Source organism: Candidimonas humi (assembly GCF_019166065.1).
GTDB classification, from domain to species: Bacteria; Pseudomonadota; Gammaproteobacteria; order Burkholderiales; family Burkholderiaceae_B; genus Candidimonas; species Candidimonas humi.
This window is the reverse complement of the sequence record NZ_JAHTBN010000001.1, coordinates 1-26,926: the sequence shown is the minus strand read 5'-3', so window position 1 is coordinate 26,926 and position 26,926 is coordinate 1. Positions and strand designations below refer to the sequence as shown.

The following is a 26,926-nucleotide window of genomic DNA, read 5'->3' as shown; positions in this document are numbered from 1 at the left end:
CGGGATACCAAGGGATACACTCGTGTCGACGACGGGCCCGATGTCTGAAATAATTGGGCCCGTTCACCTATCGCCAGCCCAAGGCCCAGGGCGGCAAGATCGGCTCGCTATATAACAACAACGGCGCCTTAACGAGTAGCCCTCTTACAAACACTCAGGAGACCAGATGCAACCCTCTACCCTACAGCCGGGCGCCGCCACGAGCGGCTCGTCCTCGTCGCTTGAACAGGCCGCTTATCGCAAAGTGGGCTGGCGGCTGATACCGTTCCTGCTGATCTGCTATATCGTCGCCTATCTCGATCGCGTCAACGTCGGCTTCGCCAAGCTGCAGATGCTCAACGACCTGAAGCTCAGCGACACCGTCTATGGCCTGGGCGCAGGCATTTTCTTCTTCGGCTATTTCCTGTTCGAAGTGCCCAGCAACGTCATCCTGCATAAAGTCGGGGCGCGCATCTGGATCGCCCGCATCATGATCACCTGGGGCATTATCTCGGGCCTGACGATGTTCGTCACCACGCCGACCATGTTCTACGTGATGCGCTTCCTGCTGGGCGTGGCCGAGGCCGGCTTCTTCCCCGGCATCATCCTGTACCTGACCTACTGGTACCCGTCGGAACGCCGCGGCAGCATGACGGCCTGGTTCATGACGGCGGTGGCCTTGTCGGGCTTCATCGGCGGCCCCGTGTCGGGCTGGATCCTCGAAGACCTCAGCGGCGCGCATGGCCTTGCCGGCTGGCAGTGGCTGTTCCTGCTGGAAGCCATACCTTCCATCGTCATCGGGATCATCGTGCTGTTCTACCTGGACGACCGCATCCACAATGCCAAGTGGCTGAGCGCCGAGGAAAAACAACTGCTCGAACGCAATATCGCCGCCGACACCGCCGAGAAGCACGACCTGCCGCTGCGCAAAGTGTTCAGCAACGGCCGCATGTGGGCCATGAGCCTGATCTACTTCTCGTTCGTGATCGGCCTGTACGGCGTGAGCTTCTGGCTGCCGACCATCATCAAGACCACGGGCATCAAGGATTCGCTGACCATAGGCCTGCTTACCGCCATTCCGTACGGCTTTGCAGTGATCGCCATGGTGCTGGTGGGCTGGCGTTCCGACATCAAGCGCGAGCGCCGCTGGCACATCGCAGTCCCCGCCCTGATCGGGGCGGCGGGCCTGTATCTCAGCACTATATGGAGCGGCAATACGACTCTGGCGATGGTGGCCCTCACCTTCGCCACCATGGGCATCATGATCGTGCTGCCCTTGTTCTGGAGCCTGCCCACCGCCATCCTCAGCGGCACGGCGGCCGCGGCTGGCATCGCCATGATCAATTCGCTGGGCAACCTGGCGGGCTTCTTCGGGCCATCCCTGATCGGCTACCTGAAGGACGTGACCCAGTCCACCAATAGCGGCATCGACGTGCTGGCGGCCTTCATGGTGCTGGGCGCGCTCGTCACCCTGGCCATGCCCTCGAAGCTGGTCAACAAGTAGACGGCAACACTAGAAGCAGGCCGTCCGCGCAGGCGGATGGCCCGCCGGCCAGGCAAGCCAAAGGCCGCAAGAACCGGGAAAGCCCCCGGCTCTTGCGGCCTTTGTTTTTTCGTATCAGTTCGAGTGGGCGGGAGTCTGCGCCGGCGCGGGCTGCCCGTCGCCGACAGTGTCCTGGATCTTGCGGTCGGCGCTGGCCGCGCCCTTCTTGACGACGTGGCCGACATTGGACGCGTCTTCGCCGGCGCCGCGGAAGGTATTGGAGCAACCGGCCATGCCCAGGCACATCACCGCCAACAGCGGCAGCAGGATTTTGAATCGCATCATCGTCTCCTTCAGGTTGAGGTTACAGCCTTTATTGTGCCTGCCAAGCCGGCGGCCGTGGCGACAAAATAATAAAAACAGAAAATAAAAAACACGAAATAAAACCCGACCTGGGCTCGCACCGTAGCCGCCGCCCGAACCTGCGAGGCGATACGCACGCGCAAGGTGCCGATGGGCAGCATGCCGAAACCGGCCCCGAAGCCTGCCTTGCGGCGGACAGCGGCAAGAAGGGGCCCCCGCGCTGCGCCTTCGGCTTGCTGTCCACCTCGCGCCTTGCAGGCCGCTCGGATTCGCCAGGCACAGCACAGCCCGCAGGGGCTGTGCTGTGTCCGGGCTCATCCCCCAAGGGGGTGCTTTTTGCCTTGGGGCGGCCCGGCGGTAAAAAAGAACCCCTGCCGCGTATTGCGGCAGGGGTTCTTTCACCCAGGCACCAGTGCCGCAAACGCGGCGCCCGGCACGCGGGCCTCGCGCCGAGCAGGCCTACTGGGCCGACTTGGAGATGGCATGGCCGGCATTGGTAATGTCCTGGCCGGCGCCGGCTACCGTGTTGGAGCAGGCAGCCAGGCCCATGCAGGCGAGCATGAGCAGTGACAGAAGAACCTTGCGCATCAGCGTCTCCTTGGTTTTATTTGACAGCCACCTTGAGCTCGCCCAGGCCGGCGATGGCGCCGACCATGGTGTCGCCCGCGACGACCGGACCCACCCCTTCAGGCGTGCCCGTGAAAATGATATCGCCGGCCTTCAGCTCGAACAAGCCCGACAAGTAAGCGATCGATTCGGCGATGTTCCAGATCATGCGGGACAGGTCGCTGGACTGCTTGGTGGCGCCATTGACGGTCAGGGAAATCTCGCCCTTGTCCAGCGTGCCGACCTTGCTGCGCGGATGCAGCGGGCCGATAGGAGCCGATTGGTCGAAGGCCTTGCCCACTTCCCAGGGCCGGCCCAGCTTCTTGGCCTCGGATTGCAGGTCGCGGCGCGTCATGTCCAGGCCGATGGCATAGCCCCAGACGCATTCGGCGGCTTGTTCCAGAGTCAGGTCGCGGCCGCCCTTGTCCAGCGCCACCACGAGCTCGATCTCGTAGTGCAGGTTGGAGGTCTTGGCCGGATAGGGCATGGTGCCCGTCTGGCCGTCGGCCACATTGATCAGCGCATCGGCGGGCTTGTTGAAGAAGAACGGGTCTTCGCGGCCGGTGAAACCCATTTCCTTGGCATGCTCGACGTAGTTGCGGCCCACGCAGTAGATGCGGCGCACGGGAAATACGGCGGCCGAGCCGACCACGGGAATGGCGGCCAGGGGCTGGGCGGGAACGATGTAATCCATTTTTTCCTCGATTTCCTTTGTAGAGTATCTTGTCTATGAATAAGCTTTGCTTACTTGACGCCCTGGGTGTAGCGCGCGGCGCTGGCCAGGATTTCCTTGCGGGCAGCTTCGGGGCCTTCCCAGCCCTTGACCTTCACCCATTTGCCTTTTTCCAGCTCTTTATAGTGTTCGAAAAAGTGTTGGATGCGAGCCAATTCTACTTCGGGCAAGTCTTCAGGTTTCTGAACGTCGCGGTAACCGGGCCAGAGCTTGTCGACCGGCACGGCCAGCAGCTTGGCGTCGCCGCCGGCTTCGTCGTCCATTTGCAGCATGCCCACCGGGCGGCAACGTATCACCGAGCCATTGTGCACGGGCAGCGGCGCCAGCACCAGCACATCCACCGGATCGCCGTCGTCGGAAATCGTTTCGGGTATGTAGCCGTAGTTGCAGGGATAGTGCATGGCCGTCACCATGAAGCGGTCCACGAACAGGGTCCCCGAAGCCTTGTCGACCTCGTATTTGATGGGAGCCGCATTCATGGGGATCTCGATGATGACGTTGAATTCGTCCGGCAGCTTGGCGCCGGCGGGTACGCGGTCTAGACTCATGATGGTGATTTAACCTAGGTGTGAAAAGGAAAACGAATCAGCGCCGTTCCGGGCCTCTGGAAGGCCGATCCGAGGTCTGGGACAAATCCACGCCCGGTATCGGCGCGCTGTCGAAATATTCGTCCAGGCCCGGTTCGCCGGCGGCCGGGGGCTCGGCCGGCGCGGCCGGCTCTTCCATCCTGGGGGTTTCCCAGGCCTCGATATCGAGATGCACATAGCCGGCGGCGCTGGCTGCCTGCGGGATCTCGTCCGGCGCGGGCGACGGCTCGCTGTCGGGCACGGCAGCAAAATCGATCAGGGTCGGGTCGCCGCGCATGTCGGCCGCGGGCAGCGCCCGATTGGCGGGCAATACCGGCAGCACGCCGGCCACGCCCGAGGCCAGGCGCCAGTGCTTCATGGCATCTGCGCTGCGGCCGAGGCGGTCGTACAAATTGCCCAGCAGCGCGTGGATGCGCACGTCGCTGCGGATCTTCATGCTGCGCAGCAGATAGCGTTCGCCCTGCCCCCATAGCTGGCCGGTCAGGCACAGATTGCCGAGGGCGGCCAGCAGGGCCGAATCGTCGGGCCGGCTCTTGAGCCATACCTCGGCCTTGCTCAGGCGGTGCGCCACCTGTTCAGGCGGGCACTGCGAATAGGCGCTCAAGAGGCGCGGGTCGAAACTCGCGCCTATGGCCGCTTCGAGTATGCGCGAGGCCTCGTCGGCATGGCCGTCGGCCTCTTGGATGGAGGCGGCGGCCAGCGCGATTTCGGGCAGCACGCGCTCATCGGACTTCAGTTCGCCCCATATGGCCTTGTAGGCCGGCATGCCTTCCTGGTGCAGGCGCGCCGCGACGGAGGTTTCGATGTAGCCCAGGGCTTCCGTCTTGTTGATGGCGCCGCGCCGCTGCAGCAGGCGCGTCAGCGCGAAGACGCGATCGTAATTGTGCAACTGCGCGTGCGCGCGCAGCAGCAGATAAGTGGCATGGAAGTAGCGCGAGCTGGCGTCCTGCAAGGGCTGCAGCAACGCCAGCGCTTCTTTGGGCCGACGCTGGTCCAGGTACATTTCGGCCGCCACGGTCGCCGCCGCCTCTTTCAGGCGCGGTTCGGAGCCGGCGTTTTCGCGTGCAAGTTCCAGCGCCTGGTCGCGCCGGCCGAACTCGCCCATGCGATGCGCCGCGCGCGCCGCCGCCAGCGCCGCCAGCACCTTGCGCCCGGATGAGCGCGACTGCGACAGTATCTTGGCGAAGTCTTTCTCGGCCTGCGAATAGCGCCCTTCCAGCAGGCTGACCCAGCCGGTCTCGAGCAGGTCGTGATCGCGCTTCTGCGCGCGCGCGCCGCGCCAGGTGCGCAGGCGTTCGGGGCCGGAAGTCAGCCATGCCAGCAGCCGCAACGCGACGTAGACGACGCAGAAACCCGCCAGCACCAGCAATACCGCCAGCGTCAGCGACAGTTCGATGCGCCAGGGCTGGGCGATGATGAGTACATTGCCGCCATGATCGTGCAGCGCCAGGGCCAGGCCAACCGCCAGGGCCAATACCAGGAAAGTCCAGAACCAGGTCCGCATGGCTTATTCCTGCGGATGGCCGGGCTGCGGCTGCGCGGCGGCGCCATCGGGCGCCGCGGCCCGCTGCGACTGCTTCGCGGCCTGCTTGGCCTGGGCATCGCGCAAGGTCTGCAGGGCCTGCAGGCTGTTGTCCACCGTCGGCAGCTTCACGTCGATGGCGGTATCGGCCAGGCCGCGCGCGATCTTGAGCGCCTGCCGGGTCTGGTCGGCCTGCCCGTCGTAGCGGGTGGCCAGCGCCTGTTCCAGCGCACGGGTTTCGGTCTTCCAGACCCCGGGCTGGCGCATAAGCAAGGCAAGCTGCGCGGTCATGGCCCGCAGCCGCAGGTTCTGGCGCAACTGGGTGGCCTGGTCCGGCGACATCAGCAGCGCAGCCGGATCGGCGGCGCGCCTGACGCTGATGAACTGCCCCAAATCGTGGCGCAGCGACGCCCAGGCCCTGGACGACCAGGTGTAGACGCTGTCGGCCGCGCGGCGCCACCAGACGTCGGCGGCAGGCTCGCCGGATGTTGTGTCCGCGGCGCCCGCGGAAGACCCGCCCTGCGGCTGCGCGTCGGCCGCCGGCAAGCCGGGCGCTGCGGCATCGGGAACCAGCAAGGGCGCAGTGGCGATCAGACTCTCGAGCGTATCGAGCTGGTGCGACAGCATGGGCACGTCTGTCGTGGCTACCGTGCGCAGGCGGTCGAGATCGCCATTGATCGTTTGCTGCAGCGAAGCCAGGTTCGGCCGGTTGGCGCGCGCCAACTGGGCCTGTGCGGTTTCCAGCGCGACGATGGCATTGGCCACGTTGCCGCCCAGCGCGAGCTGCTGGTGCGCGATATTGACCAGATGGTCGACATCGTTGATGAGGGTCAGTTCCGAGCCGCTGTCGGTCAGCGTCTGGAAGGCCTGTTCCAGGCTCTGGTAGCGGGCCTGCGTCTGGTCGAGCGACGCTTGCAAGGCCTCGAGCTGCCGGGTCTGCGTCTGGGCCAGGGACACGGCCTGCTGCGCCTGTTCGCGCGCCTGGCTGGCGATGCTGGAAGCATCGGCCACGCGGCTTTCGAGCTGCGCGCCGACGCGCTTGAATACGCGCTGCTGGTACCAGAGGCCGGCGCCCAGCCCGATCGCCACGATGATCACGATGGCCAGCGCCACGCGCAGGCCGGTGCGGGCCGCGCTGCGCACGGACCCCGCCGGCCGCGCGGCGGCCGGCTTCTTGTCGGGGGTGGGCTTGTTGTCGCTGGGGGCCGGAGTGCCGGACGGATTGATCTCGGTTCTATTTTCGGTCATGGAGAGGATTGTATTCCTTGCGGCGTGGCGATCGATAAAACGGCCTCGAAAACGGCATCGTCGTCCGGTGGGCATATTTTTACCATTGGATCGGGCGCGGTGCCACTCGCCTGTGCCAGGCTGGCGCGCAATTGCTGCGCGACCCGCTCGTGGATGGCCACATAACGGGCCCGCTCCCAAAACCGCGACAGCCCCGCACGCGCGATATTCGAGGCGAAGGCCTGCACGCCTTCGGCGCTGGTAAAGACGCAAATCGGCGCGGCGCCGGCCGCCAGGCGCCCGCGCAGCGCCTCGGCCTGCGCCGCGGTCCAGGAAGCCGCGACACGCCGGTACAAGGCGCAACGAAACACCTCGGCGCCGGCCTGCTCCAGCCTGTCACCCAGCCATTCCCGCCCGGACTGTCCGCGTAATATCAAGGCACGCCGCCACGCATGCCCTTGCAATAGCCCCCACAGGGCTTCGGAATCCTGGGGGCCCGAGGCATCAGGGTGCACGACATCGGCCAGATCGAGAACCCCGGTGGCGGCCAGCGCCCGCGCAGTCGCGGCTCCCACGGCGGCGGCGCGGCAGCCTGCCGGCCAGCGAAACTCGCCGCGCAGCGCACGCAGGGCATCCATGTAATAGCGCGCGGCAGCGCCGCTGACGAATACCGCCAGATCGTGGTCTTCGGGCGCCGGCCAGCCCGCCGCAGGCGCAGGCAAGGGCCCGACTTCGAGCGCCGGCAGCACCAGGGCGTCAAGCCCGGCCCGGGCGCAAAGGCCGGCCAGCGCATCGTTGCGGCCGGCCGGGCGCGTCAGTACGACATAAGCATTCATGGGATGGCCGCCCCGCCCCGGCTCAGATGCGTAGCGACAGGCGCGCTGCCGCGCCTCGCCGCAGCGATTGTAGCGTCCGCGGCCACGCGCCCGGTCGCCACAACGCGCTGGCCGCGCCTAATGCACCCGCCCGCATCAGACGGTCGGCGCCGGGTCCTGCAGCGCGGCCAGAATGGCTGCCGCGCCCTTGTCGAGCAGCCCGCGGGCCGCTGTTTCACCCAATTGCACGGCCGATGCCATAGGCCCGCGGGCTTCGGCGCGGATCACGCCCGAACCATCGGGATGCGCCACCAGGGCGCGCACATGCATCTGGCCGTCTTCGATACCGGCGTAGGCCGCCAGCGGCACCTGGCACGAGCCGCCCAGCATACGCGAGACCGCGCGTTCGGCCAGCGCGCAGGCGGTGGTGTCGGCGCTTGCCAGCGGGGAGAGCCAGGCGCGCAGATCGGCGCGCGCGGCCAGCGTTTCGATGCCCAGCGCCCCTTGCCCTGCCGCGGGCAGGCTTTGTTCCGGCGACAGGCGCGCGCGGATGCGCGATTCCAGCCCCAGCCGCTTCAGACCGGCCGCAGCCAGGATGATCGCGTCATAGTCGCCGCGATCGAGCTTGGCCAAGCGGGTATCGAGATTGCCGCGCAGCGGCCGTACCTGCAATTGCGGATAAGCGAGGCGCAACTGCGCCTCGCGGCGCAAGCTGGAGGTGCCGACCACGGCCCCCGGAGGCAGATCGTCCAGAGCCGCGTGGCGGCCCGACACGAAGGCATCGCGCGGATCGTCGCGCTCGAGGATGACGGAGAGCTCGAAGGGCTCGTGCAGATCGACCGGCACGTCCTTGAGCGAATGCACGGCCAGATCGGCCCGCCCGTCGAGCAGCGCCGTTTCCAGTTCTTTGACGAACAGGCCCTTGCCGCCCACCTTGGACAGCGTGCGGTCGAGAATCTGGTCGCCGCGCGTGGTCAGTTCCAGCAGTTCGACGCGGCAGGACGGATACAGCGCCCGCAGGCGCTCGCGCACGTGCTCGGCTTGCCAGAGGGCAAGCCGGCTGGCGCGTGTGGCAATGATGAGCTTTTCGGGAGCGCTGTCCTGCATGGCGTCATCCCGCCAGCTTGGTCACGATCACCGTGGCGATTATGCCCAGGATGGCAAGGATCAACAGGCCTTGCAGCAGCGACAGACCCGACTCGTGCTTCTTGCGGTCGGAGGATTTAAACAGACCCATGGGCGGTTTCCTTTGCGGCGACTTTGCGGCCGGCGCACCACTTGCCCAGCAACAACACCAGGATGGCGCCAGCCGCCTCTGCCGCAATTTTAACCGGAGCCGAAACCTGGCCGATATGATCTATGACAAGAACATCGGACACGACCATGCCGCCGGCAATCCAGCCCAGCAGGGCCGCGCCGAAAGCGACCACCAGCGGATAGCGGTCTATGAGCTTGAGCACCAGGGTGCTGCCCCAGATGATGATGGGCACGCTGACCAGCAGGCCAAATATCACATAGCCGAGCTGATGCCCCGGGCCGGAATTTTCCGCCGCGCCGGCGATCGCAATAACGTTGTCCAGGCTCATGACCAGGTCGGCCACCAGGATGGTGCGCACCGCCGACCATACCGAAGAGCCGGCCTGCACATTGCCGTGCTCGCCCTGCTCGGGGATCAGCAGCTTGACGCCGATCCAGACCAGCAGCAGGCCGCCCACCACCTTGAGCATGGGAATATCCAGCAGCACCAGGGCGAACGCGATCAGCACCACGCGCAAGCCGATGGCCCCGGCCGTACCCCACAAAATGCCCTGCATACGCTGACGGGGCTGCAGCTTGCGGCAAGCCAGCGCAATGACCACGGCATTGTCGCCGCCCAGCAGGATGTCGATCATGACGATCTGGAAAATTGCCGCCCAATGCAAATTCTGGAAAAACTCGATCATCTGGAATGCCCGTAAATATCTGCGCCTTTTATCGGCGCCGTACACGAAAACGCCCCGGCGCACCGCATGCGCCGAGGCGTGACGACTGCCCCAGATTTTAATTCAGTTTCTATTCAGTTTTGTTTCTATGTGTAAAAATCCACCCTATAGCCAGCACCAGCAAGGCGCCCACCAGGCCGATAGCCAGGGCCAACTGGTGGCTGGACGCATGCAGCGACGCCGCGAACCCGTCGAACACGCCGCCCAGGGCCGGATCGCTGACCAGCATCTCGCCCGCAATGAAACCCAGCAGCGCAGCACCCAGCCACACAATAACGGGAAGACGCTCGATGACCTTGAGCAGCAGCGTGCTGCCGAAAATGACCAGCGGAATACTGATGGCCAGGCCGATGATCAGCAGCGGCACATTGCCATGGGCCGCGGCGGCCACCGCCACCACATTGTCCAGGCTCATGACCAGGTCGGCCACCAGGATGGTGCGTATCGCCGCCCAGAGGCTGTTGTACTGTTTTTCCGTCCCGTCGCCGTCCTTCTCGGGCAACAACAGGCTGACCCCTATGTACACCAGCAGCAAGGCCCCGACCGTCTTCAGCCACGGCAGCAGCAACAGCTCGGCCGCCACCAGCGTCAGGACGATCCGCAACACAATAGCCCCGGCCGAACCGGCAACGATCGCCGTGCGTTGCTGCTGCGGCGGCAAAGAACGCGCCGCCAGCGCAATCACCACCGCGTTATCCCCCGACAGCAATATGTTTACCCAAATAATCTCCAGCAGTGCGAGCCAGAATTCCATCGAACCAACGTTCATTCCCCATTCCCTTTATGCATAAGTGCCACCCTAGATACGCTAAGCGGCGACAAGCCCCGACGTCCCCGGCACACCCCCAACAAAGCCGCCCGGCCGCTGCGTCCCCCTGCGGGCGCATCGGACTCGGGCGCATGATTCGAAGCCATTCCTGCCGGCGGCCAAACTGCGGCACACCCGGCATTATAGTCAGTTGTACGTAAGCAATCTTTCATTTTCCACAAAACACCGGGTTTCCCCCGATATCCCGGACAAACACCAACCCGCCCCGCGCATCCCCCATCCGTCTACAAAACCAGCGGAGAGAACGGGGTACCTCCCGGAGGTGCGTGGGGTACCGCGCCGGAGGGAGGTACCCCGTTCTAGGCCGCGGCCGAAAGAACCAAGCCTCCGACGCACCAAGGCCCCACACCCCCCACCCGTCTACAAAACCAGCGGAGAGAACGGGATGCCTCCCGGAGGTGCGTGGGGTACCGCACCGGAGGGAGGTACCCCGTTCTAGGCCGCGCCTAAAGAACCGCAACCTGCGACGCACAAAGGCCCTCAAAAGAACGCCCCAAAAACAAACGGCCCGCCACCAGGACGGACCGTTCCGGCAAGCGCCGGCCCGCAGGGCCGGCACATACCACCAACTACAGCACCGACTTCAACAACTTCCCCATCTCCGACGGATTGCGCGTAGTCTTGATCCCGCAGGCTTCCATGATTTCCAGCTTGGCATCCGCCGTATCGGCGCCGCCCGAAATCAGCGCGCCCGCGTGGCCCATGCGCTTGCCCGGAGGCGCCGTGACGCCCGCGATAAAGCCCACCACCGGCTTCTTCATATTGTCCTTGGCCCAGCGCGCCGCATTCACCTCGTCCGGCCCGCCGATCTCGCCGATCATGATCACCGCGTCGGTGTCCGGATCGTCGTTGAACATCTGCAGAATATCGATGTGCTTCAAGCCATTGATCGGGTCGCCGCCGATGCCCACCGCGCTGGACTGGCCCAGCCCGAGTTCGGTGACCTGCGCCACCGCCTCATAGGTCAGCGTGCCCGAGCGGCTCACCACACCGATGCGGCCCTTGCGGTGAATATGCCCCGGCATGATGCCGATCTTGATTTCGTCGGGAGTAATCAGCCCCGGGCAGTTCGGCCCCAGCAGCAGCGTCTTGCGATTTTCGTCGCGCATGCGATTGCGCACCACCAGCATGTCGCGCACGGGAATACCTTCCGTGATGCAGATGACCAGGTCCAGATCGGCCTCGACCGCTTCCCAGATCGCATCGGCCGCGCCCGCGGGCGGCACGTAGATCACGGAAACCGTCGCGCCGGTCTCGGCCTTGGCGTCCTTGACCGAGGCGTAGATAGGAATGCCCTCGAAGTTCTCGCCTGCCTTCTTGGGGTGCACGCCGGCCACGAAAGCCGCGCGGCCGTTGGCATACTCGCGGCACATGCGAGTGTGGAACTGGCCGGTCTTGCCGGTGATGCCCTGCGTGATGACTTTGGTATCTTTGTTGATCAGAATCGACATTTACAAATCCTCGGCAATATTCTTACTTCACGGCGGCCACGACGCGGGTCGCGGCTTCGGCCATGGTGTCGGCGCTGATGATGGGCAGGCCCGAATCGGCCAGCATCTTCTTGCCAAGCTCTTCATTGGTGCCCTTCATGCGCACGACCAGCGGCACATTCAGGTTGACGGCCTTGCAGGCCGCGATCACGCCCTCGGCGATCACGTCGCAGCGCATGATGCCGCCGAAGATATTGACCAGGATCGCCTTGACGCTGTCATTGGCCAGCATGATCTTGAAAGCCTCGGTGACCTTCTCGGCCGTCGCGCCGCCGCCCACGTCCAGGAAGTTGGCCGGCTCGCCGCCGAACAGCTTGATGGTGTCCATGGTGGCCATGGCCAGGCCGGCGCCGTTGACCAGGCAGCCGATATTGCCGTCGAGCTGGATATAGGCCAGGTCGTACTTGCTGGCTTCGATCTCGGCGGGGTCTTCTTCGTCGAGGTCGCGATAAGCCACGATCTCGGGGTGGCGGAACAGCGCGTTCGAATCGAAGTTGAACTTGGCGTCCAGCGCAATGATGTCGCCCGAGCCGGTCAGGATCAGCGGGTTGATCTCGGCCAGGGACGCATCGGTTTCCCAATAGGCCTTGTAGAGCTTCTGGAACTCGGCCGCGGCCTTGCCCACCGAAGCGGCCGGAACGCCTATGCCCTGGGCCAGCTTGGTGGCGTCGGCATCGGTCAGCCCGACGAGAGGGTCGACAAACACCTTGAGGATCTTCTCGGGCGTCTTGTCGGCGACTTCTTCGATTTCCATGCCGCCTTCGCTGGAGGCCATCACGCACACGCGCTGCGAGGCGCGGTCGGTGACGATGCCGACGTAGTATTCCTTCTTGATGTCGGCGCCCTCTTCGACCAGCAGGCGGCGCACCTTCTGGCCTTCGGGGCCGGTCTGATGCGTGACGAGCTGCATGCCCAGGATCTCGGAAGCCAGTTTGCGCACTTCATCGATGGAGCGCGCCAGCTTCACGCCGCCGCCCTTGCCCCGGCCACCGGCGTGGATCTGCGCCTTGACCACCCAGACCGGGCCGCCCAGCTTCTCGGCCGCGGCAACGGCCTCTTCCACGGAAAATGCAGGAAAACCGCGCGGCACGGTGACGCCAAATTTCTTCAGCAGTTCCTTGCCTTGATACTCGTGAATTTTCATTTATGACCTGTCAGTACGTAAAGATGAAAAAAAATGCCCGTGCCTAGCCTAAGGCCGCCGGCACCATGACGCGCCGGGCCGGAGCGGGGTTATTCGTGCTTCTCCCTGGCCCCAGGGGCTACATACCACTGGGGATAGAACTCTTGGGCGACCGAGCCGTCCGTGCGCAGCGCATGACAGCCGTCGAGCTGGAAGGGTTTCTTGGGCGTGGCCGAGGCCAGCCTTTCCAGGCGCCGGCGATTGGACATGGTCTGCACCGCCACCGTCGGCAGCACATAGGAAAGCTCGGTCATGTGCGTGCAGCCCGCAGTGCGCGCGAAGCGATCTTTGACGGTTTGCCGGAAACTGCGCAGCAGATTCATGCCCACCAGCGCCTCATAGTCGGGAGCGATGGCGCTGCAGTTGGAATCGTAGGGTGCCGCATCGTAGGCGGCGGCCGCCGCCGTGATGGTGAACTGGTCGTCGATGGTGACGCGCAGATGCATATGGTGCACAGGTGTACCGGCCTTGTGGATCGCGCCGCTGTGCCGCGGGAAATCGTAGCCCTTGGTGTCGATGAGTTCGGCTTCGAGATCCCATTGGCCGTCTTCCCGGGCGTATGAGTCTACACGTATGGAACGCGTATGCAACGGCTCGCGCGAGACATTGGAAGGCGGCAGGGGCATGTATGAAGTTAAACAGCTGGACGATAAACCTTGCAAGTATAACGCAGCCTCTCGCGCCCTTGCGGGGCCAGGGCCGCGGCGCCGGGCGCTGGCGCGACGTCAAGAAGACGGCCACAATGCAGAATGGGCGCGGCATATATCATCCAGCGCATATATCACCAGATGCATATGCCGCGCCCATATATAACGTATATGCCGTCAGCCGCAACGGCATGCCGCGCCCCACGGGGCCGCATGCCGATGAGGATCGCAGCCGGCCGACACGGCGGCCGGCTGCGGCACGCTTGCTCAGGCGGCCTTGCGCAGCGCCTGCGCGGCGTCCACCATGGCGACGAGCGCCGCCTCGGTTTCCGGCCAGGCCCGGGTCTTGAGCCCGCAGTCGGGGTTCACCCAGAGGCGCTCGGCGGGCAGCCGCGACGCAGCCTTGTGCATCAGGTCCACCATCCAGTCCACGCTGGGCACGTTCGGCGAGTGGATGTCATAGACGCCCGGGCCGATGTCGTTGGGATAGCGGAAATCCTCGAAAGCGCCCAGCAGTTCCATGTTCGAGCGCGAGGTCTCGATGGTGATCACATCCGCATCCATCGCGGCGATCGAGTCGATGATGTCGTTGAACTCGGAATAGCACATATGGGTGTGAATCTGCGTTTCGTCGCGCACGCCGGCCGTGGACAGGCGGAAACTGTCGACCGCCCAGTCCAGGTACTCGGCCCAGTCCGCGCGGCGCAGCGGCAGCCCCTCGCGGAACGCCGGTTCGTCGATCTGGATGACGCCGATGCCGGCAGTTTCCAGGTCGACCACTTCGTCGCGCAGGGCCAGTGCGAGCTGGCGGCAGGTCGTGCTGCGCGGCTGGTCGTCGCGCACGAAAGACCACTGCAGGATAGTGACCGGGCCGGTCAGCATGCCCTTGACGGGCTTGCCGGTCAGCGACTGGGCGTATGCGGCCCAGGCCACGGTCATGGGGATCGGGCGGGCCACGTCGCCGAAGATGACCGGCGGCTTGACGCAGCGCGAGCCGTAGCTTTGCACCCAGCCGTTGCGGGTGAAGGCGAAGCCAGCCAGCAACTCGCCGAAGTACTCGACCATATCGTTGCGCTCGGGCTCGCCGTGCACCAGCACGTCCAGGCCTATGCGTTCCTGGAAGCGGACGACTTGCTCGATCTCGGCGCGTATGGCCTTTTCATAGGCCGCGTCGCTCAGCGTCCCGGCCTTCCACTCGCGGCGCAGGGCGCGGATCTCGGCGGTTTGCGGAAAGGAGCCGATGGTGGTGGTGGGGTACGGCGGCAGCTTCAGCACATCCTGCTGGCGCACGATGCGCTGGGCAAAGGGCGTGCGCTCGCGGCTCAGGCCGTCGGAACCCTTCAGCCGCTGTTGTACCGCGGCATTGTGGATGCGCGGCGAAGCGCGGCGTTCCTGCAAGGCCCGGCGCTGATTTTCCAGCGCGGCCTGCGTGTCGGCATTGGGCTCGCCGCCCAGCGACCCCGCCAGCCAGCGCAGTTCGTCCAGCTTCTGGGTCGCAAACGACAGCCAGCTCTTCAGTTCGGCGTCCAGTTCGGTTTCGCCGGCGAGATCGACCGGCACGTGCAGCAGCGAGCACGAGGGGGCCAGCCAGAGGCGATCGCCCAGTTGCGCCTGGACCGGCGCCAGCAGTTCGCGCGCGGCGTCCAGGTCGGTGCGCCAGATGTTGCGGCCGTTAACGATGCCCGCGGACAGCACTTGGTCGGCGCGCAACACACGCAGCACCGGCTCGAGTTGTTGCGGGGCACGCACCAAATCGATATGCACGCCGTGCACGGGCAGTTCGCGCAGCACCGCCAGGTTGTCGCCCAGCGCGCCGAAATAAGTAGCCAGCAACACCTTGGGGCCGGCCGCGGCCAGCCGGCCGTACACGCCGGCGTAGGCGCGGCGCCATGCCTCGGGCAGGTCCAGCACCAGTACAGGCTCGTCGATCTGCACCCATTCCACACCCAGGCCCTGCAGGCGCTGCAGCACTTGCTCATAAACGGGCAGGAGGTTTTCCAGCAATTGCAGCTTGCCCTCGTCGGACGCGCCGCCGTTATACGCATCGCCCTTGCCCAGCCACAGCCAGGTCAGGGGGCCGGGGATCACCACCTTGGGGCGATAGCCCAGTTCCAGGGCCTCGCGCGTCTGGTCGAACAGGTCTTCGCGGGCAACACGGTATTGCTGCCCGGGCACCAGCTCGGGCACGATGTAGTGGTAGTTGGTGTCGAACCACTTGGTCATTTCGCAAGCGGCGGCCGGCCTGCCGGTGGGCGCGCGACCGCGCGCCATCCTGAATAGCGTGTCCAGACTGACCGACTGGTCGTCCGGCTGGCCGAAGCGCGCCGGCACGGCGCCCAGCAGCGTAGTCCATTCCAGGATGTGGTCGTACCAGGCGAAATCGCCCACGGGCACGAAGGCCGTGCCGGCCTGCGCCTGCAGCGCCCAGTGGCGCGCGCGCAAGGTTTTGCCGGTTTCGGCCAGGGCGGCGGCGTCCTGCCGGCCGGCCCAGTATGCTTCCTGCGCCCATTTCAGTTCGCGCTGGACGCCGATGCGCGGAAAGCCTAAATTATGAAAAATACTCATTTTAAATCTCTGCTTCAATTAGTCTGATTCACATTAATTATTGTCCCACTATGAAGCAACGCAGCAAAATCAAATCACGCATGTATAACTTGAGAATTATTCATATAAAATAAGCAAATAACATCTCTTTCCGTACCCGCCATGCTGGAAATCCGCCATCTCGAAACTCTCAGCGCCATACGCGATACCGGCAGCCTGCAAGAGGCCGCCGAGCACTTGCACGTCACGCAGTCGGCTCTTTCGCACCAGTTGCGCGACCTGGAAGTACGCCTGAAGACCCCCCTGCTGAACCGGCGCACCCGGCCGGCCCGGCTGAGCACGGCGGGCCTGCGCATCGTCGCCCTGGCCGACGAGGTATTGCCGCGCGTCAAGGCTACGGAACGCGAGCTGCAGCGCCTGGCGGCGGGACGCACCGGGCGGCTGCACCTGGCCATAGACTGCCATTCCTGCTTCCAGTGGCTGATGCCAGCCCTGGACGCCTTTCGCCAGAACTGGCCGGACGTGGCGCTGGACCTCTCGGCAGCATTCTCGTTTGCGCCCCTGCCGGCGCTGCTGCGCGGTGATCTGGACCTGGTGATAACGTCCGACCCCGTGCCCATGGAGGCGGTGCAGTACCTGCCCTTGTTCAGCTATGAACTGGTGCTGGCCGTGTCGTCGGCCAATCCGCTGTCGCAGTATGCCTATATAGAGCCTCGCCAGCTCGCCGACCAGGTGCTGATCACCTACCCCGTCGACAAGCAGCGCCTGGACGTCTATACGGCTTTCCTGGATCCGGCCGGCGTCGAGCCGGCGGCGATCCGCAAGGCCGAACTCACTCCGATGATCGTGCAACTGGTGGCCAGCCAGCGGGGCGTGGCCGCCCTGCCCAACTGGGCCCTGACCGAATACCTGAACCAGGGCTGGCTGCGCACCTGCCACCTGGGCGAGACCGGCGTCTGGCGCACCCTGCATGCCGCCATGCGCGTCGAAGACGCGCAAGCGAGCTATATCCACGCCTTCCTGGACCAGGCGCGCGAAACCTGCTTCAAGACGCTCGACGGCATCAAGGCGGCCTAGGGTCGGGACGCAGACCATATCCGCGAGCCACGCCATATTCCAAAGACGCCACAGGCGTGCGGCACTATGCAGCGAGAGTTCCAACCTCGGCACGCAATGGCCGGAAGTAGCCCTTGATGCACTCTGTATTAAGCACGCATAGCTGGATGTGGTTTTCGCTACGGAAACCCGCAACAGGATAGATCGGATTACCCTCAAGAAAGGGGCCGCGAACCGAATCGTAAGCCGGTTCTTTACGTGAGTCCCGATAGGCATGCAGGGTATTCATTACCGCGCAATCCAACGCGCGGCCGGGGTTGCCTTCCCAGAAGTAAATGCCATGGCCGAGCCAGTCGTATTTTTGTTCCGAAGGCTTCAAATGAGGTTCCCGACCGCGAAGAATCTTCTCGCCAACGCTTTCGTCGCAGCCATGAAAGCCGAGAACGAAGCTGGGCTGGTACTCATAGGCAGACCAAACGGCAGGCATCAAGCAGCACGGAAGGGCTTAGCCAGCTTTCCGGTCGGCGTGACGATGCCAGCACGCTGCAGGAAAGACAAGGCGGCCGCTTTGGAACTACTTTGCTCCCGCCCGAAAGCACGCATGTCGTCAATACGCTCTTGTATAGTCAAGATGCGCACGGCCGTACGCTGTTGCGGTGTTTTTTTCGCCGCTTTGGGCACGGCTGTTTTGGAAGTTTTTACTATGGCTTTGGCGGGCATGGCATTCGCTCTCGAGCATTGCATCAATTCTAACCCGTCGATGCACCCACCGTACCGTTATTGGACATATAAAACACACACTATCAAGGCCATGGAATCGCCGGACCACGAGTTCTGGCATAGTTCGCATAGACAGCCGCGTCGCCGCCAATTAGGGCGTTGGGCCCGATATGGGCAAGCTTATCGTCACGCCATACGACAGCATATAGCCCAAGGTGCCGCTCGCGATCTAATCCCCATTGACTACCCGCTACAAGCACTCCCGTACCGCACGCACGTCACCACAGAAATTATCGACGCCCACTACCACCTGCGCGGTACGCCGAGATCACGCTACCAGCTCCAACCCAATCTGTTGCTCCGAGCCCCGCGCCAACTTCGCCCATGGCAATACTCCTATCCGTGGCTATGAAGTGCGTCTTATATGAAGTTTATTTGTGCGACAGGCCGCTAGAACCCGCTCTGGCGTATCAGGGCGCCGGCCAGGGCGCGCAGCCAGTGGGCGCCCAGCGAATAGCGGCCGCCCTCGATCACGATCTTGGCCGACTCGGCGCGCCACGAGCCCGGCGCGGATTCCAGCCTCATGCGCACCCGGTACAGCGCGTGCTCGACTTCGTGCTTGTTGTCGGCGGTGCTGACGCGGATGCTGCCGCCGTGGGCGGCGTCCAGCATCGGATTGGGCAAGGTTACGGTACGCGCCGAATCGATCTCGACCACCCGCGCCGGCAAGGGCTCGAAGCTGTCGGGCACGTATACGCGGGCCGGATCGCCGATCCGCACATGCTGCAGGCCGTCCTGGTCGACGAAGGCTTCGGCGTACCAGCTGTGGCCGGACACCAGCATGCCCAGTTCCTGGCGGGTGTCGACCCAGACGCCTTCATGTACCAGCGGGTCGAGGTCGGTCAGCGTGCCGGAAAACGGCGCCACCAGTTCCAGGCGCTCGACCTCCTGGGCGGCGCCCTGCGCCTCGGCCTGTTCCTGGCGCAGCCGGCTGCCCAGCAGGCCGCGCTGCGCGGTGCCCTGCTCCAGCGCATCGGCGCGCTGCAACTGCGACCAGATGGTGGCGCCGGCCGCCTCGGCCTGGGCGCGCTTGGCCCGGGTATCGGGCGACTCCAGCGTCAGCAGCACCTCGCCGGCATGTACCGGGCCGGCAGGATGAATGTGGCTGACGCGGGCCGGAAACGGCGCATACAGGGATTGGGTGGAACCGGCGCGGATCCAGCCCGGCGCATGCACGCCGTGATGCAGGGGCACGAACACGAACGCCCCTGCCGCCAGCAGCAGGCCCAGCACAACCAGGCGCCTGCGCAAAGCGATCTCGCCGCGCCGGCGCCACCATATTCGGAGTTCGGAATAAATGGGCAAGAGTATGAACCAGGAAATTTCGACGCAGAACAGGAATATTCCCAGCGCCTTGAAGAAATACAGATAGACGCCGACCGCGATGCCGGCGAACACCGTCAGGCGATACAGCCAGACCACGAAGGCGAACACCGTCAGGAAACGTTCCGTGCGCTGCGGCAGCACTTCCGGCCGGGGCTCGTTCCAGCCCAGCAGATGGTTGCGCAGGAAGCGCCGGCCATAGGCAAAGCAGCGCATGTGCAGGTTGGGGATGTCCAGCAAGTCTGACAGCACGAAATAGCCGTCGAACCGCATGAAGGGACTGGCGTTGATGGCCAGCGACAAGACCCAGGAAGTCGTGGCCAGGAAGAAAAAGGCCGAACGCAGGACGCCGTCGTCGACCAGGCTCCAGCACAGGGTGGACAGCGCGGCAATGCCGATTTCGGTCGTCATGCCGGCAGCGACGATGGCCAGGCGCTTGCGGTGATCGGTCAGTTTCCAGGACTCGGACGTGTCGGTGTACAGCATCGGGAACATCACCACCAGCGCCAGCCCCATGTGGGCCACGCGCACCCCGTAGCGGGTGGCGGTGAAGGCGTGGCCCAGCTCGTGCATGATCTTGACGCAGGCCAGCGCCGCCATATAGGCCAGCACCCCCGACGGCGTGAAGCTGTCCTGGAAGCTGACCAGGAATTCGTCCCACTGGCGCGACGCCAGCACCAGCCCGGCGACGGTCAGCACCAGCATGAGCACCGCAAAGGCGCGCGTGTAGATGAAGCTGACATAGGGCAGCGCCGCGGCCAGCCAGCGGTCGGGGCGCACCAGCGGGATGCGGATATAAAGATAATGATGCAGCAGCCAGCGCAGGTCGCGCCGGCTGCGGCTCTCGGCCAACGACGCCAGCCTCGTGCTGGCCTGCGGCGTCGCGGCGCGCAGCAGGAAATTCTGCTCCAGGAACTGCAACAGGGCTGCCAGCGATTGCGCGTCGGCTGCCATGGGAGTCTCGGCATGAAGCTGGGCCAGCAGTGCCGCGCCCGAATCCTGCCAGCGCGACAGCATCTCGAATTCCAGCCAGCCGATGCGGTAGAAGCGGTTCACCACCGGATCGTGGATCATCCACGCCGGCGAGCCGTCGCGATTGTCCGCCGCGGGAAACAGCATGAGATCCTCGCGCAGCGCCGGCAGGGGCTGCGCCTGCCCTGCCTGGCCCACGTGTTGCGGTAGAGCTTCGGGCAGGCCTTCCGGCAAGGGCAAGCCCTGCGGCTCGAGCAGCGCCAGCGTATGGGCCGTCACAGCCCGCTCCATTGGCGCGCCGAAGCCAGGGGCCGGCGCAGCAGGTAATAGATCAGCGGCACGCGCTCGCCGTATACCTTGGCGGTGCCTTTCAGGCCTATGCGCGCCAGGCGTTCGCCGCCCTGGTCTATGGTGCCGCGCAGGCGATACGAGGCGACGCCGTCAGGCGACAGCACCGCCTGGTAGCTGGTCTGGGTCAACCGCGCCTCGATGGGATGCAGCGGCGCCACCTGCAGGAACATGCGGATGCGAGCGCCGCGGTCCAGCGCGATGGCATCGGCCACCGGCATGTACAACATCACGCCTGCATCCTTGGGGTCGGCCAGTTGCATGATGCGTTCGCCCGTGGCGACGGGCTTGCCCTGCCAGTCGTTGACGTCGCCGAAGACGGCGATGCCGTCGCGCGGTGCCACCACGTCGATGCGCTTGAGCTGGTCCTGCACCGCCTGCAGCTCGGCGCGCTTCTCGGCGATGCGGCCTTGCAGGACGGCAACTTCGCTGCGCGCCTTTTCGTCGCCGAAGGCGCGCTGCTGCGCCGACAGCAGCTCGGCGGCGGCGACTTCCAGCGCCCGCGCGGCAACTTCGCGCCGGTTGCGCAGCGTGGTGTCATCCAGCGAGAACAAGCGCTGGCCCGCCTTGACCTGCTGGTTGGGCTTGATATAGAAGGTCTTGATCACGCCGTCCAGCGGCGCGGCCACGGCCAGGCCGTCCAGCGCCACGATCTCGGCCGGCGCCAGGGCCGCCTGGCGGGTGGGCACGGCCAGCACGGCCGCGACCAGCGCCGCGGCGATCCACAGCTTGCGGCCGCGCGGCAACCGGCGCGCGAGCGGCGTGCGGCGAGCATGCGTCAGCGCCCAGGCGCAATATGACCAGGTCGATTGCAGCCGCCCTATCGTCTGCAGCGTGGCGCCCGCCGGCGCCTCTTCCAGCATGAATACGACCACGCCCTGGCGCTCCCCGTCGCGAAACAAGGGCACCACCAGCATATAGGGCGGCCACCACTCGTCCCAGCCGCTGATGATGTCCGGCACCAGGCCCGGCAGGCTTTCGGGCGCGCTGCCTTCCTGCTCGATGCGGCGCAGGTCCACCAGGTACAGCGACTCGCCCGCCTCGCGCCACAAGACGCGCATCAGGCGCGTGAACCAGACCGTAAACGGCGTGTCCTCGGCAATCGAGGCCAGCCCCGATACCGCCATCAGGTCCATCCCGCGCGCCGTCTGGCGAAAAGCCAGCGCCTGGCGATAAGGCATGGCCTGCCAGGTTTCGTTAACGATGGTGAAGGCCAGGGACTGGATGGTCTGCGCCGAGCGGCTTCGTACTTCTGCGTTCAACGCCGCCATGGACGCGGCGTTGCTTGCTACGGCTGCGGTCATTGAATTTCCGGGAAATGCACGGTTCCGCTCATGCCTGCCAGCAATTCGGGAAAGCTGCCGTCGAAACGGCCTTCGATTTCCACGGCCTGGGCGGCCGCGTCCACGCGCGCGCCTATGGCCGAGACCTTGGCCGGATAGCTGCGCCCGGTTTCATCCACCGTCACCTGGAAGGCCATGCCCGGCTTGAGGGTCTTGAGCCAGCGCGAAGGCGCATTGATGCGCAGCTTCAGCGGGCCGTCGCTGATGATGTCGGCCAGCGGCGCGCCCAGGTTCACGCCCTGGTATTGCTTGACGTGCAGGCGCGCGACCCGGCCGTCGAACGGCGCCTTGACCGCGCATTCCTCGGCCTGGGCCTGGCTCAGCTCGAGCTGGCCCACGCCCTTGTCGACACTGGCCGAGGCCAGGTTGACCTCGACGTCGCCCGCTGCCTTGAGGGCGCGCAGGCGCGACTTGGCCTGGTAATTCTCGCGCGCGCCCTTGAGCTCGGCGCGCGCAATCTTGGCCCGTGCCAGGCTTTCCGCGCAGTCGAAGGCCAGCAGCGTGTCGCCCGCGGCGAAGGAGCTGCCCAGGCTCATGTGCAGCTCGGTGATGCGCCCCGCCATGGGAGCGGCCAGCGTGGTTTCCTGGTCGGCGGCGATGAGCGCCCGCACCACGTCGGGATTCATCTGCGCCATGGAATGCGCTTGCGCATAGGGATGCGCGGGGGCCGCATCGGCCGCCGCTATCATGGCGACAGGCGCGGGGGCGGCCGCCGCAGTCGTCGCGGCCCGGACGGGCGCATGGCTCGGCATGGCGCCTGCGTCGCCCAGCGGCGCGGCGGCCTGCGCATAAGCCGTGGCAAGGCACAGCGCCAGCGCGCTCAAGGCGCGCGGCAGCATATGGCCATGCCTCGCGCGCATATTGCAATTGCGATTCATCAATTCAACCTCGGGGCCTTGGCGGCCAGCGATATCTTGTTCGAGCGGGCTGCCGCGGCCGGCGCCGTTGCGGCGGCGGCCGCCGGCATGCCAGGCGCGGCAGTCCCGACCGAAGCCGCTGCGCCGCCCTGCTCCGCCTCGGCGTAGAAGGTCTTGTGTTCCCATTCGGACGTGGTCTTGCCTATGGCGCGAGCCAGGGAATGGACGTCCAGGCTGGCGATCTGGTCGGGCAGCACGTCCAGGCCTATGGAGTTGTAGAGGCGGCCCCAGGCCGACTGGGCGTTGGAATAGCTGGCATATTGCTGGTATTCGGTCAGCAGCTCGCGAGCTTCCGCGCGGATCACCTCCAGCCCCGAATCGACCCGGCTGGTCTCGGCGGCCTTGGCATAGTGATACAGGCCCTCGTCGACGCGCGCCGATTCCTGGGCCAGCTTCAGGTCGGCCTTGGCCAGCGCATAGCGCTGCACGCCGATGCGCACCTGGGTCAGGATGGCCATGCTCAGCGCCATGCGGCGGTAGTCGTCGGTCTTGGCCTGGGCGTCATGGGCGCGCTTCAGGGTCGGCAGGCTGGCCAGCCTGAACAAGTTCCACGATATCTGTATGCCCGATTGCGACCAGGAATTGTTGTACAGATACTTGTTGCTGTCGTATTGCAGGTTCAGGAAATCGAGCTGCACGCCGGGCAGCGCCTGGATCATGGCCGCTTTCACGTCGTTGGTGGTGACGCGCTTGCGATACCATTCTTCCATGAGTTCGGGGCGGCGCTGCAGGGCAATGTCCTCGAGCCGCGATACGTCGTGCGGCACTTGCGGCAGCGGCGGCATGGCCTCGTCCTTCAGCGTGAAGCGCGTGCCCGGCGGCAATGTCATCAGGGCGGCCAGTTCGCTGCGCGCCAGTTCGAGTTCCTGGCGGCGCTGCGACAGCAGCGCCACCGCGTCCAGCAGCGCGCGCTGGTAGCCCAGCGCCACCGGCTGCGGCAGCAGGCCCTGCTTCTCGGCCTTGCGCGAGCGTTCCAGGGCGCCGTTGACGCGGTCGATCAGCTTGTCCACCCGCGCAATCAGTTTCTGCGCGCCCAGCGCGCGCCAATAAGCATTGCGGGTGTCCTGCAGCACGTTCTGGATGACCTTGCGCTGGCGTTCCTGGGCCATCAGGTACTGGTCGGCCTTTTGCTTGGCGCGATAGTACGAGACGCCGAAATCCAGCAGATTCCACGACAGGCTCAAGTTGGCCATCGTGTGGTCGCGCTGTTCCGAAGTGGAAGGCGCCAGCGATTCCTCGCCGGTCTGGATGTTGATGGACTTGCCGCCCGAATCGTTGTTGCGCGTGCTGTATCCCGCGCCCACCAGCAGGCGCGGCATCAGATCCCAGCGCGAGACGTCCATCAGCCCCTTGGCCAGGGCGTTTTCCATCAGCTTGAGCCGATAGTCCAGGTTGTACTTCAAGGCCCGCGCCGCCGCTTCGTCGAAGCTGATCGGGCCGGCCACGGGTTCCTGGTTGGCGTACATCTCGGCCCGGTCGGCCGCGACGCGTTCCTTGATTTCTTTCTGGGTGAAAGGCTGCGGCTGCAGCGAGGCGCAACCCGTCAGCGCAATGGCCAAGGCGGAAAGCGTGCCTATCTTGAAATATCGTTGCATGATCACTCAGTAATGATGGAAGGGTTGGATTTCGCGACTCGAACGAAAGGATGGGCCGGCTGCCCCGAATGCCCGGTATCGCTATCGGCCGAAACGTTGCGGCCCATGCGCCGCAGTTGCTCGGAAAATGCACTGGCCCCGCGCGTGCGGCCTGCATCGCCGCGGCCCTGGCCTGGGTCTTGGCCTGGGTCTTGGCCTTGGGCATGGCCTTGGGCATGGCCTTGGGCTTGATGGCCATGGCTGTCCGCGCCATGCTGCGCGTCCCTGTCATGGCCGGAGCGCGCCAGCCACTGCAAAGCCTTGTTGCTGGCGAAAATGCCGTGGTTCGGCAACAAGTTGTCGGCCGACAACGAAGTGCGCCCGTCTCGGCCCAATGCCCTGCCCTGCAGGATCAAGCGCTCGCGCTCGGCCCGCTCCACCGCGTGCCTGACGTATATCGTCTGGTCCTGGCCCAGGCCCGGCGTCCAGGAACTGAGCTCGGCCTCGATCGGCAGTACCAGGTCCAGGTCCACGCCGTCGGCGCTGGCATCGTCGCTGTCGCGCCGGTCCTGCTCGGCCTGCACCGTCACCTCCACATACACGATCGGGTGCATGGGCATGCTCAGATTGGTGACGCGGTTCTCGTGGTAGGCGTCTTCCCATATGTGCGGCGGGTCGGTGATCAGCTTGTCGGAATGGCTGGAGGGCCGCTCCGAGGCTTCGATGATGGGCGTGTAGTCGGGCGGCGCCGGCGGCTGCGGCAGGGCCCGCACAATGCCCGTGACCGAGACGCTCAACGTGCTGTAGGACACGCCGCCGTTGCCGTCGCTGATGGCGTAGCTGAAGACATCCACCGCGGTCGTATGGGCCTTCAAGGCCTTGGCGCCGGGCTGGTCGGCCACATAGGTGTAGCTGCCGTCCGCATTGAGCGTCAGCGTGCCGTACTGCCCCACCAGCGCGGTGCCGACATTGGCGGTGCCCACCGAGGGTACGTCGCCGGCAGCGCCGGTGCGCACGCCGATTACCGTGAGCGGGTCGCCGTCGACGTCGGTATCGCGGCCCGGGGCGCCATGGATGGTGCCTTGCGCGCCGCCCACCGACAGCGTGCTGTCGGCGTCCACCGCGCCGGTATCCGGATGCGCCTCGGGAGGCGGATTCAGCACCTGGAAGGTGAAGGTCTGCGATACCGGCAGGCCGCCGTCATCGGTCGCCGTCACGACGACGGTGTACAGGCCGTGGTCGCCGCCCTGGCTGGCATCGTGCGCCAGCGTGCCGGTGATCTCGCCGGTGCTCTTGTCGATGGACAGCCCGGGAGGCAGGCCGGTGGCGGTGTAGGTGAAGACATTGCCATTGTCCACGTCTGCGAACTTCAACTGGGTCGGAATGTCCACAACCGTGCTGTCGTTCTGTTCGACATGGTCGAGTTTGCCTATGGCTGTGGGGGCGTCATTGGTACCCGTCACTGTCACCGTCACCGTCGCCGTATCGAAACCGCCATGGCCATCGCTGAGCGTGTAGGTGAACGACGTGTCGCGCGTCTGGCCCGCGTGCAGGTCCGCAAAGTCGCCATTCGGATCGAAGGTCACCTTGCCGTCGGTATCGATGTCGAACAAGCCGCCATGGTCGCCCCTGATCGGATCTTCCACAGTATGCAGGTCGTCATTGTCCTGGTCGCTGTCGTTGTCCCGCGCGTCGCCCAACAACATCGTGCCAGCGTCCTGGTCCACCGTATAGCTGTCGTTCCTGGCCACCGGCCGCCGGTTGATGTACAGCTCGATCGACTGCGTCGTCTGCAGCTCGCCACCCCGGCCCTGGTCCTGGCCGGCGCCCGCCGTGCCGCCGCCGCCATCGGTATTGCTGTTCTGGTCGTTCAATACCCAGTCCAGCGTCACTGTATAGTCGCTCTGATCGTTAACCAGTGCACCCGGCTGCGTGACTGCATTGCTGTACGTAATCGACCGCGCCGCCTCGTTCACCAGCGCCGTGGTCGCCGCACTGTTGAAGGTGAACTGCAACGTGCCGTTCTCGTTGGAATACGTACCGATCGTCGTGCCGTCCACGATCAGGTCGCCGCTCGATCCGCCCGAGAATTGCACGGACGAGCCGTCCACACCGAACAGGTCATCGCTCGACGCGCCGCCCTGGCGGCTGATCGTCAGCGTCGCCCCGCTCCAGTCGTTACGGGCGCCCAGCTCCGGATCCGCCAGCGACACATTGCCGTCGATCACCACCGGATCACCGCCCTGCAGGTACTTGTCCGTCGCGGTCGCATGCTCGCTGACTCCATCCAGGCCGTCGATGCTGGGCGTGTCGTTCGTCGGCTGCACCGTGATCGTCGCCTCCGCGGCCACACTCGTCTGCTCGGGCGACCCGCCCGCCTCGTCGGCACCCGCATCGGTCACCGTCACCGTCACCGTCCGGTTCCCCGCTGTCGGATCATCGCTGCGGTTGTTGTACTGCACGCCCTGCAGCAGCGACTCGAAGTCCGCCTTCGTGGCCACGCCCGGATCGGTCTCCGTCGCGGGGATGGCCGTGATGGTGAAGGTATGCGTCGTGGCCACGTAGTCAATATGGAACTTGCCATCGATGGAGTCGGCCGACAGGTCCGTGTCCGAACTCAGGT

25 protein-coding genes are annotated in these 26,926 nt (G+C 65.3%); 2 read left to right on the top strand and 23 right to left on the bottom strand.

Going from position 1 to position 26,926, the window contains the following annotated elements; all coding sequences use genetic code 11:
* Positions 1-166 precede the first annotated feature (166 nt).
* Positions 167-1,483 carry an MFS transporter gene (locus KVP10_RS00120; protein ID WP_217962418.1) on the top strand — a complete coding sequence of 439 codons (1,317 nt, stop codon included), beginning with the start codon at positions 167-169 and terminating at the stop codon, positions 1,481-1,483.
* 114 nt (positions 1,484-1,597) lie between these two features.
* On the opposite strand, the gene KVP10_RS00115 is transcribed toward KVP10_RS00120, so the two are convergent.
* The 16 genes from KVP10_RS00115 to metE all read right to left on the bottom strand — a co-directional run bounded on the left by KVP10_RS00115 (position 1,598) and on the right by metE (position 16,011).
* Complete coding sequence (locus tag KVP10_RS00115; RefSeq protein ID WP_217962417.1) at positions 1,598-1,807, bottom strand: hypothetical protein; 210 nt, start codon at positions 1,805-1,807, stop codon at positions 1,598-1,600.
* 8 nt (positions 1,808-1,815) lie between these two features.
* A complete protein-coding gene (locus KVP10_RS00110) occupies positions 1,816-1,986 on the bottom strand; it encodes a hypothetical protein (protein ID WP_217962416.1) in 171 nt (56 codons plus the stop codon).
* Between the two features lie 298 nt (positions 1,987-2,284).
* Positions 2,285-2,386, bottom strand: coding sequence for an entericidin A/B family lipoprotein (locus KVP10_RS00105; RefSeq protein ID WP_376810921.1), 102 nt, complete (start codon positions 2,384-2,386; stop codon positions 2,285-2,287).
* A 43-nt stretch (positions 2,387-2,429) separates the two neighbouring features.
* Positions 2,430-3,125 carry a fumarylacetoacetate hydrolase family protein gene (locus KVP10_RS00100; protein WP_217962414.1) on the bottom strand — a complete coding sequence of 232 codons (696 nt, stop codon included), beginning with the start codon at positions 3,123-3,125 and terminating at the stop codon, positions 2,430-2,432.
* Between the two features lie 50 nt (positions 3,126-3,175).
* The gene (gene ppa, locus KVP10_RS00095; RefSeq protein ID WP_217962413.1) at positions 3,176-3,712 is read right to left on the bottom strand and encodes an inorganic diphosphatase; all 537 of its coding nucleotides are present in this window, start codon (positions 3,710-3,712) and stop codon (positions 3,176-3,178) included.
* A gap of 37 nt (positions 3,713-3,749) precedes the next feature.
* Entirely contained in the window at positions 3,750-5,255 is a 1,506-nt protein-coding gene (locus KVP10_RS00090; protein WP_217962412.1) for a heme biosynthesis HemY N-terminal domain-containing protein, read from the bottom strand.
* Between the two features lie 3 nt (positions 5,256-5,258).
* Entirely contained in the window at positions 5,259-6,521 is a 1,263-nt protein-coding gene (locus KVP10_RS00085) for a uroporphyrinogen-III C-methyltransferase (protein WP_217962411.1), read from the bottom strand.
* Positions 6,518-7,336: a uroporphyrinogen-III synthase gene (locus KVP10_RS00080; protein WP_217962410.1), complete on the bottom strand. Its 819-nt coding sequence runs from the start codon at positions 7,334-7,336 to the stop codon at positions 6,518-6,520. Before KVP10_RS00080 ends, KVP10_RS00085 begins: the two co-directional genes overlap by 4 nt.
* A 135-nt stretch (positions 7,337-7,471) precedes the next feature.
* Positions 7,472-8,422: a hydroxymethylbilane synthase gene (hemC, locus tag KVP10_RS00075; RefSeq protein ID WP_217962409.1), complete on the bottom strand. Its 951-nt coding sequence runs from the start codon at positions 8,420-8,422 to the stop codon at positions 7,472-7,474.
* Positions 8,423-8,426: 4 nt separating this feature from the next.
* Positions 8,427-8,552: a hypothetical protein gene (locus KVP10_RS21370; RefSeq protein WP_281421941.1), complete on the bottom strand. Its 126-nt coding sequence runs from the start codon at positions 8,550-8,552 to the stop codon at positions 8,427-8,429.
* Positions 8,539-9,258: a TerC family protein gene (locus KVP10_RS00070; RefSeq protein WP_217962408.1), complete on the bottom strand. Its 720-nt coding sequence runs from the start codon at positions 9,256-9,258 to the stop codon at positions 8,539-8,541. The genes KVP10_RS21370 and KVP10_RS00070 overlap by 14 nt, the downstream gene beginning before the upstream one ends.
* 109 nt (positions 9,259-9,367) lie before the next feature.
* Positions 9,368-10,066 carry a TerC family protein gene (locus KVP10_RS00065; RefSeq protein ID WP_217962407.1) on the bottom strand — a complete coding sequence of 233 codons (699 nt, stop codon included), beginning with the start codon at positions 10,064-10,066 and terminating at the stop codon, positions 9,368-9,370.
* 629 nt (positions 10,067-10,695) lie between these two features.
* Positions 10,696-11,577, bottom strand: coding sequence for a succinate--CoA ligase subunit alpha (gene sucD, locus KVP10_RS00060; RefSeq protein ID WP_217962406.1), 882 nt, complete (start codon positions 11,575-11,577; stop codon positions 10,696-10,698).
* 22 nt (positions 11,578-11,599) lie between these two features.
* Positions 11,600-12,760, bottom strand: coding sequence for an ADP-forming succinate--CoA ligase subunit beta (sucC, locus tag KVP10_RS00055; protein ID WP_217962405.1), 1,161 nt, complete (start codon positions 12,758-12,760; stop codon positions 11,600-11,602).
* Between the two features lie 89 nt (positions 12,761-12,849).
* Positions 12,850-13,425 carry a DUF2889 domain-containing protein gene (locus KVP10_RS00050; protein ID WP_217962404.1) on the bottom strand — a complete coding sequence of 192 codons (576 nt, stop codon included), beginning with the start codon at positions 13,423-13,425 and terminating at the stop codon, positions 12,850-12,852.
* Positions 13,426-13,713: 288 nt separating this feature from the next.
* Positions 13,714-16,011 carry a 5-methyltetrahydropteroyltriglutamate--homocysteine S-methyltransferase gene (gene metE / locus KVP10_RS00045; RefSeq protein ID WP_217962403.1) on the bottom strand — a complete coding sequence of 766 codons (2,298 nt, stop codon included), beginning with the start codon at positions 16,009-16,011 and terminating at the stop codon, positions 13,714-13,716.
* A gap of 141 nt (positions 16,012-16,152) precedes the next feature.
* Between metE and KVP10_RS00040 the strand changes: the two genes are divergently transcribed.
* Positions 16,153-17,067, top strand: a complete 915-nt coding sequence (locus KVP10_RS00040; RefSeq protein WP_217962402.1) for a LysR family transcriptional regulator — start codon at positions 16,153-16,155, stop codon at positions 17,065-17,067.
* Positions 17,068-17,131: 64 nt separating this feature from the next.
* Here the strand turns inward: KVP10_RS00040 and KVP10_RS00035 are convergent, their stop codons facing one another.
* The 7 genes from KVP10_RS00035 to KVP10_RS00005 form a co-directional block, all read right to left on the bottom strand.
* Positions 17,132-17,425, bottom strand: a complete 294-nt coding sequence (locus KVP10_RS00035) for a hypothetical protein (RefSeq protein WP_246600218.1) — start codon at positions 17,423-17,425, stop codon at positions 17,132-17,134.
* Positions 17,426-17,532: 107 nt separating this feature from the next.
* Entirely contained in the window at positions 17,533-17,766 is a 234-nt protein-coding gene (locus KVP10_RS00030; RefSeq protein ID WP_217962400.1) for a hypothetical protein, read from the bottom strand.
* Positions 17,767-18,216: 450 nt separating this feature from the next.
* Positions 18,217-20,400, bottom strand: coding sequence for an HlyD family efflux transporter periplasmic adaptor subunit (locus tag KVP10_RS21475; protein WP_217962399.1), 2,184 nt, complete (start codon positions 20,398-20,400; stop codon positions 18,217-18,219).
* A complete protein-coding gene (locus KVP10_RS00020) occupies positions 20,397-21,773 on the bottom strand; it encodes an efflux RND transporter periplasmic adaptor subunit (protein ID WP_217962398.1) in 1,377 nt (458 codons plus the stop codon). Before KVP10_RS00020 ends, KVP10_RS21475 begins: the two co-directional genes overlap by 4 nt.
* Positions 21,770-22,651 (bottom strand): efflux RND transporter periplasmic adaptor subunit, encoded by an 882-nt coding sequence (locus KVP10_RS00015; protein ID WP_217962397.1) that lies wholly within the window; start codon positions 22,649-22,651, stop codon positions 21,770-21,772. Before KVP10_RS00015 ends, KVP10_RS00020 begins: the two co-directional genes overlap by 4 nt.
* A 38-nt stretch (positions 22,652-22,689) precedes the next feature.
* Positions 22,690-24,324: a TolC family protein gene (locus KVP10_RS00010; protein WP_217962396.1), complete on the bottom strand. Its 1,635-nt coding sequence runs from the start codon at positions 24,322-24,324 to the stop codon at positions 22,690-22,692.
* A gap of 2 nt (positions 24,325-24,326) precedes the next feature.
* Positions 24,327-26,926 (bottom strand): Ig-like domain-containing protein (locus KVP10_RS00005; RefSeq protein ID WP_217962395.1); only part of this gene is annotated, 2,600 nt, incomplete at its 5' end.

Bases quoted from the DNA above. Each gene is read 5' to 3' on its own strand.
- KVP10_RS00120 (WP_217962418.1), top strand. From the start codon at position 167: ATGCAACCCTCTACCCTACAGCCGGGCGCCGCCACGAGCGGCTCGTCC.
- KVP10_RS00115 (WP_217962417.1), bottom strand. From the start codon at position 1,807: ATGATGCGATTCAAAATCCTGCTGCCGCTGTTGGCGGTGATGTGCCTG.
- KVP10_RS00110 (WP_217962416.1), bottom strand. From the start codon at position 1,986: ATGCTGCCCATCGGCACCTTGCGCGTGCGTATCGCCTCGCAGGTTCGG.
- KVP10_RS00105 (WP_376810921.1), bottom strand. From the start codon at position 2,386: ATGCTCGCCTGCATGGGCCTGGCTGCCTGCTCCAACACGGTAGCCGGC.
- KVP10_RS00100 (WP_217962414.1), bottom strand. From the start codon at position 3,125: ATGGATTACATCGTTCCCGCCCAGCCCCTGGCCGCCATTCCCGTGGTC.
- ppa (WP_217962413.1), bottom strand. From the start codon at position 3,712: ATGAGTCTAGACCGCGTACCCGCCGGCGCCAAGCTGCCGGACGAATTC.
- KVP10_RS00090 (WP_217962412.1), bottom strand. From the start codon at position 5,255: ATGCGGACCTGGTTCTGGACTTTCCTGGTATTGGCCCTGGCGGTTGGC.
- KVP10_RS00085 (WP_217962411.1), bottom strand. From the start codon at position 6,521: ATGACCGAAAATAGAACCGAGATCAATCCGTCCGGCACTCCGGCCCCC.
- KVP10_RS00080 (WP_217962410.1), bottom strand. From the start codon at position 7,336: ATGAATGCTTATGTCGTACTGACGCGCCCGGCCGGCCGCAACGATGCG.
- hemC (WP_217962409.1), bottom strand. From the start codon at position 8,422: ATGCAGGACAGCGCTCCCGAAAAGCTCATCATTGCCACACGCGCCAGC.
- KVP10_RS21370 (WP_281421941.1), bottom strand. From the start codon at position 8,552: ATGGGTCTGTTTAAATCCTCCGACCGCAAGAAGCACGAGTCGGGTCTG.
- KVP10_RS00070 (WP_217962408.1), bottom strand. From the start codon at position 9,258: ATGATCGAGTTTTTCCAGAATTTGCATTGGGCGGCAATTTTCCAGATC.
- KVP10_RS00065 (WP_217962407.1), bottom strand. From the start codon at position 10,066: ATGAACGTTGGTTCGATGGAATTCTGGCTCGCACTGCTGGAGATTATT.
- sucD (WP_217962406.1), bottom strand. From the start codon at position 11,577: ATGTCGATTCTGATCAACAAAGATACCAAAGTCATCACGCAGGGCATC.
- sucC (WP_217962405.1), bottom strand. From the start codon at position 12,760: ATGAAAATTCACGAGTATCAAGGCAAGGAACTGCTGAAGAAATTTGGC.
- KVP10_RS00050 (WP_217962404.1), bottom strand. From the start codon at position 13,425: ATGCCCCTGCCGCCTTCCAATGTCTCGCGCGAGCCGTTGCATACGCGT.
- metE (WP_217962403.1), bottom strand. From the start codon at position 16,011: ATGAGTATTTTTCATAATTTAGGCTTTCCGCGCATCGGCGTCCAGCGC.
- KVP10_RS00040 (WP_217962402.1), top strand. From the start codon at position 16,153: ATGCTGGAAATCCGCCATCTCGAAACTCTCAGCGCCATACGCGATACC.
- KVP10_RS00030 (WP_217962400.1), bottom strand. From the start codon at position 17,766: ATGCCCGCCAAAGCCATAGTAAAAACTTCCAAAACAGCCGTGCCCAAA.
- KVP10_RS00020 (WP_217962398.1), bottom strand. From the start codon at position 21,773: ATGACCGCAGCCGTAGCAAGCAACGCCGCGTCCATGGCGGCGTTGAAC.
- KVP10_RS00015 (WP_217962397.1), bottom strand. From the start codon at position 22,651: ATGCTGCCGCGCGCCTTGAGCGCGCTGGCGCTGTGCCTTGCCACGGCT.
- KVP10_RS00010 (WP_217962396.1), bottom strand. From the start codon at position 24,324: ATGCAACGATATTTCAAGATAGGCACGCTTTCCGCCTTGGCCATTGCG.